5 protein-coding genes are annotated in these 9,409 nt (G+C 69.6%); 1 reads left to right on the top strand and 4 read right to left on the bottom strand.

The window, feature by feature from the left end; translation table 11 throughout:
• The 4 genes from VF794_RS08475 to VF794_RS08460 form a co-directional block, all read right to left on the bottom strand.
• Positions 1–3,470, bottom strand: a 3,470-nt coding sequence (locus tag VF794_RS08475; RefSeq protein WP_331108677.1) for a beta-ketoacyl synthase N-terminal-like domain-containing protein, incomplete at its 3' end; no start/stop codon positions are given.
• A gap of 373 nt (positions 3,471–3,843) precedes the next feature.
• Complete coding sequence (locus VF794_RS08470) at positions 3,844–5,256, bottom strand: ABC transporter substrate-binding protein (RefSeq protein ID WP_331108676.1); 1,413 nt, start codon at positions 5,254–5,256, stop codon at positions 3,844–3,846.
• Positions 5,256–6,080, bottom strand: coding sequence for a hypothetical protein (locus VF794_RS08465; protein WP_331108675.1), 825 nt, complete (start codon positions 6,078–6,080; stop codon positions 5,256–5,258). Before VF794_RS08465 ends, VF794_RS08470 begins: the two co-directional genes overlap by 1 nt.
• A gap of 126 nt (positions 6,081–6,206) precedes the next feature.
• Positions 6,207–8,000 (bottom strand): phosphoenolpyruvate carboxykinase (GTP), encoded by a 1,794-nt coding sequence (locus VF794_RS08460; protein ID WP_331108674.1) that lies wholly within the window; start codon positions 7,998–8,000, stop codon positions 6,207–6,209.
• Between the two features lie 222 nt (positions 8,001–8,222).
• On the opposite strand from VF794_RS08460, the gene VF794_RS08455 reads away from it, so the two are divergent.
• A partial coding sequence (locus VF794_RS08455) for an SLC13 family permease (protein ID WP_331108673.1) occupies positions 8,223–9,409 on the top strand: 1,187 nt, incomplete at its 3' end.

Here is a 9,409-nt window from a genome sequence, read left to right as displayed (position 1 = left end):
TGGATGCCCCGCAGGCCCTCCTCCAGGGAGATGCTGCCCGCGGCCACCAGGGCCGCCAGCTCGCCCGCGCTCTGGCCGATGAGGAAGTCCGCCTGGATGCCGTGGGCCAGCAGCAGGCGGAAGAGGGCCACGTTGACCAGGAAGACAGCCGCGTGGATGTCCTCGTCGTTCTGCCGGTAGCCCTTGGGATCGTCCGTGTAGAAGCTGCCGGTGAGGGTGCGCCCGGTGAGCCGCTGGTAGACGCGGTCCGCCTCGTCGAGCGTGCGCGCCACCACGGGGTAGGTCCGCGCCAGCGGGCGGAGCATGTTCGCGTACTGGCCGCCCTGGCCGGGGAAGGTGATGGCCACGGGCGCGCCGCGCAGGGGCGAGTCCGGGCCCGCCGCGAAGATGCCGGACTGGGCGAGGAACTCCAGGTCCCCGCCCGCCTCCACCGCCTTGCGCAGGTGCTCCCTCTTCTTGGACAGCTCCTCGCGCGAGCGAGCCGTGAGGGCCACCCGGAAGGGGCCCACGGGCGTCACGCGCGTGTCCTCGAGCGGCCCTTGTTGCGCGCACAGCGTGTCCAGCCGCGCCACGCAGGCGCGAGCGTCCTCGCCCGCCACGGCGATGAGCCGGGGCTCACCGCCCTCGGAGGAGGCGTCGTCCTTCTGCTTCTTGGGCTCCGGACGCTTGGGCGAGGGCCGGTACTCCTCGAGGATGGCGTGGAAGTTGGCACCTCCGACGCCGAAGGCGCTGACGCCCGCGCGTCGCGGTCCCCCGTCGGCCGGGTAGGGCCACTCGCGGTGGGTGTCCACCACCTCGACGCCCGAGGGCACCTTGGGGTTGCGCGGCTCGCTCTTGAGCGAGCGCGGGATGAAGGCGTTCTTCAGCGCGAGGGTGACCTTCATCATGCCGGCGGTGCCGGCCGCGGCGTTGAGGTGGCCGATGTTCGACTTCACCGAGCCGATGAGGATGGGGCGGACGCGGCCCTCGCTGTAGGCGGCGGCGGTGGCCTTGGCCTCCGTCACGTCGCCCAGCGCGGTACCGGTGCCGTGGCACTCCACCAGGTCCACGCTCGAGGGGGGGATGTTGGCGGCGGCCATCGCGCGCCTCATCGCCGTGGCCTCACCCACCTCGCTGGGGGCGAGCACGGAGCGACCCTTGCCATCGCTGGCGCCGGCCACGGAGCGGATGACGGCGTGGATGCGATCTCCGTCGCGCTCGGCGTCGGACAGGCGCTTGAGGACGAAGACGCCCGCGCCCTCGCCGGGGATGAAGCCGTCCGCCTTCGAGGAGAAGGGGAAGCTGCCGTGGGCCGACAGCGCGTTGAAGCGGCAGGCCGCGATGAAGAACTCGGGCAGCATGTCGCACCACACGCCGCCGGTGAGGACGACGTCGGCCTCGCGGTGGTTCAACATCTTCGAGGCGGCGTGGAGCGCGGCGTGGGCACTGGCGCACGCCGCGTCCGCCACCAGGTGCGGCCCGTGGAAGTCGTAGAGGTTGGCGATGCGCCCGGCGTTGAGGCTGCCCAGGAAGCCGGTGAGGCTGTCCTCGCTGATGGGGGGCAGATCCTTCTTGTAGCGCTCCTCGGCGTCGCGGAGGACCGACTCGCGCTCGCCCGCGGACAGCCCGGACTTCTCCAACGTCTGGCGCAGCTCGTGGGCGAACTCGGACCAGTGGATGCGCGTGTCGGCCAGGAACTTCTTGCCCTGGTAGGGCAGGAAGGCGAAGGACATGCCCACCCGGTCCCGGTTCCACTTGTCCGGGGCGAAGCCCGCGTCCTGGAGCGCCTCGTCCGCGCACCACAGCATCAGCACATGGGAGGGATCCAACGAGGCCCAGGCCGTCGGAGGAATCCGCATCTCCAGGCTCGGCTTGGGGAACTCGTCCAGGAAGCAGCCCACCTTCGTATAGGCCTTGTCCTTGCGATCCGGGCCGTAATACCGCTCGATGTCCCAGCGCTCCTTGGGAATCTCACGGGTGGCGTCGTAGCCCTCCAGCAGGCGCTTCCAGAAGTCCTTCACGTTGGAGGCGCCGGGGAACATGCCGCCCAGGCCGATGATGGCGAGCGGCTCGTCCTGGTGGCGGGGTTTGGCGACGGGGGCCCTGCGGGGCTCGGCCGGGCGGTACGCCTCCAGCACCGCGTGGAAGTTGTTGCCGCCGAAGCTGAAGGAGGTGACGGCCGCGCGGGGCACGGTGCCGGCGCGGTAGGGCTGCGCCTTCTGGGGCACGAAGAAGGGCGTGCGCTCCATCTCCAGCTTCGGGTTGACCTTGTCCACGCCGGGCTGGGGGGGAATCTGCCCGTGGTGCAGCGAGAGCACCGCCTTGAGGAGCCCCGCGGCGCCCGCGCCCGCGCGCAGGTGGCCGATGTTGGCCTTCACCGAGCCGAGCGCGATGGAGCCGGCCTGCGCCCCCGTGTACACGCTGGCCAGGGCCCGCACCTCGCTGGCGTCACCCACCTGGGTGCCCGTGGCGTGGCACTCCACGTACTGCACCGAGGCCGGCTCCACGCCCGCGTCCTCGAGCGCGCGGCGCATGGCCATCGCCTGGCCCTCGCTGCGGGGGGCCACCAGCGACTTGCCCCGACCGTCCGACGAGCCACCCACGCCACGCACCAGCGCGTAGATGGTGTCCCCGTCCCGCTCCGCGTCCGCCAGCCGCTTGAGGGCCAGCATGGCCACGCCCTCGCCCAGCAGGGTGCCATCGGCGCGCTCGGCGAAGGGCAGGATGAGGCCCTGACTGGACAGCCCGCCCATCTTGGAGAAGGCGATCATCTCCAGGGGCGTCAGCATCTCGCTCACGCCACCGGTGACGGCCAGGTCGAACTCCCCGTCACGCAGCCCGCGCACCGCGAGGTCCAGGGCCGCCAGGGAGGACGCGAAGCCCGCGTCCACCGAGTAGTGCAGCCCCTTGATGTCGAAGTGCATGTTGATGCGCCCGCAGGCCACGCTGGCCGAGGCGCCCACCACGTTGTCCTCGCTGACCTCCTTGAGCTGCTCGCGCACGCGCTGGGCGGTGAGCTCCAGCAGCTCGTCCTGCCGGGAGGAGGGCAGGGCACGGAAGGCGTCGGTGTTTCGCACCGCGTCGAGCATGTCCTCCAGGCGGATGCGCATCCCGCTGTCGCGCTGCCAGCCCAGCCCCGTGGCCCCGAGGATGATGGAGGTGGAGTCCTTGGGGATGTTGCGCACCTCGGAGAGCGCCTGGGTGCCCGCCTCCAGAATCATCCACTGCAGCGGGTTGACCTGCTGCGCGTCGCTCGGCGGCACCTTGTACTTGCGCCAGTCGAAGACGAAGTCGGTGATGAACCCACCGAGGTCGCAGTGGGTCTTGTCCGGGACCGTGCGGTCGGGATGGAAATGGAGGGCGTGATTCCACGCGCGGGCGGGAACCTTCGAGAGCGACACCTTGCCGGAGGCGACGCTGGCCCAGAAGTCGGTGGCCCCGAGGGCATTGGGGAGGACGCAACCCAATCCCACCACGGCGATGGCATCCATTCAATTTCTCTCTGTAGGCCCGAGGGGGGCGGAAGCACGGCCGAACTGGCCGGGGGGGAACGAAATTCTACCACGACGTTTCCCCCTCCCGAGAGGATGCTGAAGAGGGCCGGCTGCCCTGCTACAGCCGTGTAGGGCCGGGTGGCGGACAGGGGACCTGATTGGAAGGGTCCCCAGGCTCCAGGTTGCCTGGAGGGCAGGCAGGTGTGGAAGGGCTGACGGCCTGTTGGCAGGGCCGCCAGGATGGGGCCTCGGGAGGCGAGGGAGTCGACGTGGACATCTCCTCGCGCGACCTCGAGGCCGAGGCGCGTCGATGACGGCTTCCCACCTGCCGGGCCCTGTTCGAGCGCCGGCAGGCGGGGTGGGGCGGGCGCTACGGGTTGAGCTGCGTGACGGTGGAGAAGCCCGTGCCCTTCACCTGCCACAGCTCGACGGGAGCGGGGGCCTCACCGGCGGCGTCGAAGTCCAGCGCGCCGCTGGCGCCGTCCACGTTGACGCTCCGGCCCGCGGCCAGCTCCGACGCGATGTAGGTGAAGTTGGAGTTGGTGAGCTGGGTCTTGTCGGTGCTGGTGCCGGTGGACACCCGCGACAGGCCCTCGGCCATCTTCGGACCCGTCACGGCGTTGGTGGTGCCCAGGGAGTAGGCGGTCGCCAGTTGGAGCAGGTACATGGCGTCATACGCATTGGAGATGTAGGCGTAGCCGCTCGGATCCTTCTGGTACTTGTTCAGGAAGGCATCCTGGAACGCCCGGAAGGCCTGCCCCGCGCCCTGGGCGGGGGCCGTGCCGTAGTAGTCCTGGAGCAGGTCGCGCACCTGGGGATCCGCCAGCAGGGCCGCGTCCTTCACGCTGTCGGAGAAGAACCAGCGGTGCCCGGTGGTGGAGGTGGCTCCCCGCTTGAGGTTGGGCTGGGTGGCCGCCTCCTTGATGATGACCGCCGCGTCATCCGCGAAGGCCATCAGCACGGTGATGTCGGGCTTGAACTCGTTGACGAGGGACACCACCGTCTTCACCTCGCCGTGCCGCGTGTAGGAGAAGCCCCGGGTCATCAGCCCCGGAGCCGTCTTGCTGAGCTGGGAGGAGATGGCGTTGTTGAGGCCCTGCCCGTACGGGTCGTTCACGTAGAGGATGGCCACCCGCGACACGGTGCCGAAGCGCGCGGTGTCCGTGCGCAGCAGGTCCGCGATGATGCGGCCCTGGATGGCGTCCGAGGGGGCGGTGCGCCACACCAGCCCGGTGCTACCACCGGAGGAGGTGTCCGGCAGCGAGGTGAGCTCGGGCGAGGAGGCGCTGTAGCTCATGGTGAGCACGTTGCCAGGCACCGTCACCGCCGCCGCGGCGAGCGTCTGGCTGCTGCCAGCCGTCAGCATCGCCGCCACCTTCTTCTCGCCCACCAGCCAGGACACCTGCTTCTTGGTGCGCTCCGCGTCGCCCGCGGTGTCGCAGAAGTGCAGGGCGATCTGCTTGCCCATGAAGCTGCGCTGGTTGAAGTCCTCCAGCGCGAGCAGTGCCGCGTTGAGCGCCTGCACGTCGGACTCGTCCTGGCTCGCGCCCGGCGCGGTGCTGGTGCTCAGGGGGATGAGGGCCCCCATCTGGATGGCGCTGGGGTCGCTGGAGCCGTGGAGCTTCCCGCAGCCGGTGGGCAGGGGCAGGCAGAAGCCCTGCGCGCACACCTGGTCGCCGCCACAGTCCGTCGTCGTCTGGCACTCCTCGAGTCCGGCCGCCGTGGTGAAGCTGCACCCGGTGGCCAGCAAGGACAACACACCCATCAAGCTCAACGCGCGCATCAGAAGCTCACCTCCACACCCGCTCCGGCGCCCTGGGGGGCCAGCGTCAGCCGCGCCTCACCGGGCTCGGGCAGCGGTTCCTTGGGGTACAGCAGGACGGCCGCTACGGCGCTGGCCAGTCCCACGCCGAAGCCGATGTCCGCCAGCAGCGCCTTGCTCCGGGTGGTGTCCGCCGCCGTGCGCTTCGTCTCCAGGTCGGTGGCCACGTTGAAGCTGGAGCGCGCGCTGTTGGCCTGGAGCCCGAAGAGGGTGCCCACGCCGGCGCTCGCCAGCGCCACGCCGCCCAGGGCGAAGGACGCCACCTGCATGCGCCGATGCGCCGCCAGCGCGTCGCCATGGGCCGCCTGCAGCCGCAGTTGGTTGGCCTCCTCGGCGCGCTGCGCCGCCGCCCGCTCCTCCTGCGCGCGCTGCCGGACGGCGTCGGCTTCCGCCTGCAGCCGCTTGCGCTCGGCCTCCGCCGCCGCCGCCGTCGCCTCCTCCTTCTCCACCTGGAGCCGCAGCTTGTCGACGAACAGGTCCGCGCGCTTGAGCAGCAGCGGGTCCGTGCCCTTCTCCTTGTACCGCTCGTAGTAGTGGATGGCCTCCTGCGACTTGCCACCCTGGTCGTACGCGCGGGCGATGTTGTAGAGCAGCTTGGAGTCGGCGTTGGGCATCGCCTCGTTCGCTCGCTCCAGCGCCTCGGCCGCCTCCAGATATTTCTTCTGGTCGTACAGGCGCTCGGCCTGCTTGATGAGCTCCTTGGGGTTGCGCGTCCCGCCGCGCTGGGCGCGGGCAGGGGCGGGCACGAGCAACAGGGCCGCCAACAAAATCAAGACCAATCGCATGGTGGGAGAGCCTACCCCCGAACACCCCGTCGGGCGAAGAGGGGCCCGCAAAGCGGCGGGGCCGCTCCCCCTCGCGGAAGGACGGCCCCGGGGACGGCGGGCTTTGGGGCCCGACCGGTGCCTACATCAGGTGCCCAGGCGGGAGATGAGCAGCTTGCGCGTGAGGGTGAGCGCCTCGGGGGCCTTGAGGCCCAGGGACTCGAAGAAGGGCTCCTGGCTCTTGAGCTCGGTCCTCCACTCGTCCTCCTTGATGGAGGTGACCTCGGCGATGGAGTCCGGGGAGAGGTCCAGGCCCTTGAGGTTGAGGCCCTGGTCCTGGCGCGGCACCCAGCCCAGGAGCGTCTCCTCGGTGGGCACGCGACCGTGCACGCGGTTCACGATCCACTCCAGCACGCGCATGTTCTCGCCGAAGCCCGGCCAGATGAACTTGCCGTTCTTGTCCTGCCGGAACCAGTTGACCTGGAAGATCTTCGGCGGGTGGGCGATCTTCTTCTGCATGTTCAGCCAGTGCTGGAGGTAGTCGCCCATGTGGTAGCCGCAGAAGGGCAGCATGGCCATGGGGTCGCGCCGCACCACGCCCACCTTGCCGGTGGCGGCCGCGGTGGTCTCGCTGCCCATGGTGGCGCCCAGGAACACGCCGTGGGTCCAGTTGAAGGCCTGGAGGACCAGCGGGACGGTGTTGGAGCGGCGGCCGCCGAAGATGAGGGCCGAGATGGGCACGCCCATCGGGTCATTGGCCTTGGGGCTGAGCACGGGGTTGTTGGAGGCGGGCGCGGTGAAGCGGCTGTTGGGGTGCGCGGCCTTCTCCGGGCTGCCCTTCTTCCAGGGCCGGCCCTGCCAGTCGATGAGCTCCTCGGGCACCTCGCCGTCCATGCCCTCCCACCACACGTCGCCGTCCGGCGTCATGGCCACGTTGGTGAAGAGCGTGTCCTTGGACACGGTGGCCATGGCGTTGGGGTTGCTCTTGTAGTTGGTGCCGGGGGCCACGCCGAAGTAGCCGGCCTCGGGGTTGATGGCCCACAGGCGCCCGTCCGGACCCGTGCGCATCCAGGCGATGTCATCGCCCACGGTCTCGATCTTCCAGCCCTCGTACTCCTTGGGCGGGATCATCATGGCGAAGTTCGTCTTGCCGCACGCGGACGGGAAGGCCGCCGCCACGTAGGTCGTCTCGCCCTTGGGGCTGGTGACGCCCAGAATCAGCATGTGCTCGGCCAGCCAGCCCTCGTGCTCGCCCAGGAAGCTGCCGATGCGCAGCGCGAGGCATTTCTTGCCCAGCAGCACGTTGCCGCCATATCCGCTGCCGATGCTCCAGATGGTGTTGTCCTGGGGGAAGTGGCAGATGAAGCGGCGGTCCGGGTTGAGATCGCCCGTGCTGTGCAGGCCGCGGTTGAACTCGTTGGAGTCGCCCAGCATGTCCAGGGCGGCCTTCCCCATGCGGGTCATGATCCGCATGTTGAGGGCGACGTAGACGCTGTCGGTGAGCTCCACGCCAATCTTGGCGAAGGGGCTGCCCAGCGGACCCATGACGTAGGGCACCACGTACATGGTGCGGCCCTTCATGGCGCCGGTGAACAGGTGGGTGAGCTTGGTGTAGGCCGCCTCGGGCTCCATCCAGTTGTTGGTGGGGCCGGCGTCCTCCTTGTTCGTGGTGCAGATGAACGTGAGGTGCTCCACGCGCGCCACGTCGTTGGGGTTGGAGCGGTGCAGGTAGCAGCCGGGGCGCTTCTGCTGGTTGAGCGGGATGAGGATGCCCTCCTTCACCGCCAGGTCCGTGAAGCGCTGCTTCTCCTCCTCGGACCCGTCACACCAGACGATGCTGTCCGGCTGGGTCATCTGCGCCATCTTCGCCACCCAGGACAGTAGCTCCGCGTTCTTCGTGGGAGCGTTGCCCTGGAGCGCTGCGGTTTGGGTCGAAGCCATTCGCGAGTCTCCTCTAAAAGGTGGGCGAACCTTCCCGGGAAGCCCCCTGTGAATGCAACACCGTCCACGGGTGGACCCCGTCCCAGGACTCCCACCTCCCTTCATTTTCACTTATTGGACATCATCTATTCAGAAGGGAACGTTTGCGGGCGGAGGGCCCTCACCTTCCAGCACATGGGGGTACAGGTTGGGCGCGGCGGCGTGGGAGGGCCGGCGGGAGCCATGAGCATTGCAATCGTGCTGGGCATCGTGGTGCTGGCGGTGGTGCTGTTCTCCATCGACGTGGTGCCCATCGAGGTCAGCTCGCTGGTCGTGGTGTGTCTGCTGGCCGTCACCCGGGTGCTGACGCCCGAGCAGGCCTTCGAGGGGTTCAGCAACGACACGGTCATCTTCATCTTCACCCTGCTGGCGATGACGGAGGGGCTCGCCAGCACGGGCGTGGTGCAGCTCATCGGGCAGCGGCTCGCCTTCTTCGCGCGCTTTGGCCACCAGACCTTCGTGCTGGCGATGATGGTGGTGGTGGCGACCTTCTCCTCCTTCGTCTCCAACACGGTGACGACGGCGGCGTTCCTGCCGGTGGCGGTGGGCGCGGCGCACCGCGCCAAGGTGCCCACGAGCAAGGTGCTGCTGCCCCTGGCGTACGCCTCGATGCTGGGGGGCATGGTGCTGCTGTTCGGCACCTCCACCAACCTGGTGATGTCCGCGGCCATGCCCCGCCTGGGGATGGCGCCCATCGGGGTGGTGGAACTGGCGCCGGTGGGGCTGCCGGTGGCGGTGATCGGCATCCTCATGGTGGTGCTCCTGGGGCCGCTGCTGCTGCCGACGCGGGTGGGCAAGGGCGGGGTGTCCGATTGGTCCCTGCGCGACTACCTCACCGAGGCGGCCCTGCCGCCGGACTCGCGCTACGTGGGCAAGGTCCTGGCGGAGCTGACCGAGGGCCTGGGCCTGCGCGTCATCGGCATCCTCCGGGATGGGCAGTCGCTGCCCGCCGTGCCGAGCTACCGGCTGATGGGAGACGAGCGGCTCATCGTCGAGGGCAACCGCGAGGACATCCTGCGGGTGAAGGACCTGAGGGGCATCGAGATCCGCCCGGACATGCGGCTGTCGGACACGGACCTGCGCCCCCAGGACACGCTGCTGGTGGAGGCGACGGTGCCGACGGGCAGCCCGCTCATCGGCCGCAGCCTGAAGGAGACGCTCTTCCTGGAGCGCTACGGCTTGGTGGCGCTGGCGCTGCACCGCAAGCCCGCCATTCAACGGTTGACGAAGCTCCAGTTGCTGGGGCGGCTCTTCGGCGGGCAGTCGCTGTCCGGCCTGCCGCTGTCGGCTGGGGACGTGCTGCTGCTGCGCGGTCCGCGGGAGAAGGTGCAGGAGCTGGCGGACGGCGTGAACCTGCTCATCCTCGGGGA

The organism is Archangium sp. (assembly GCF_036389735.1).
Lineage (GTDB): Bacteria > Myxococcota > Myxococcia > Myxococcales > Myxococcaceae > Archangium.
Note: the sequence above shows the minus strand (reverse complement) of the source record. Positions and strands in the feature narration are given on the sequence as shown.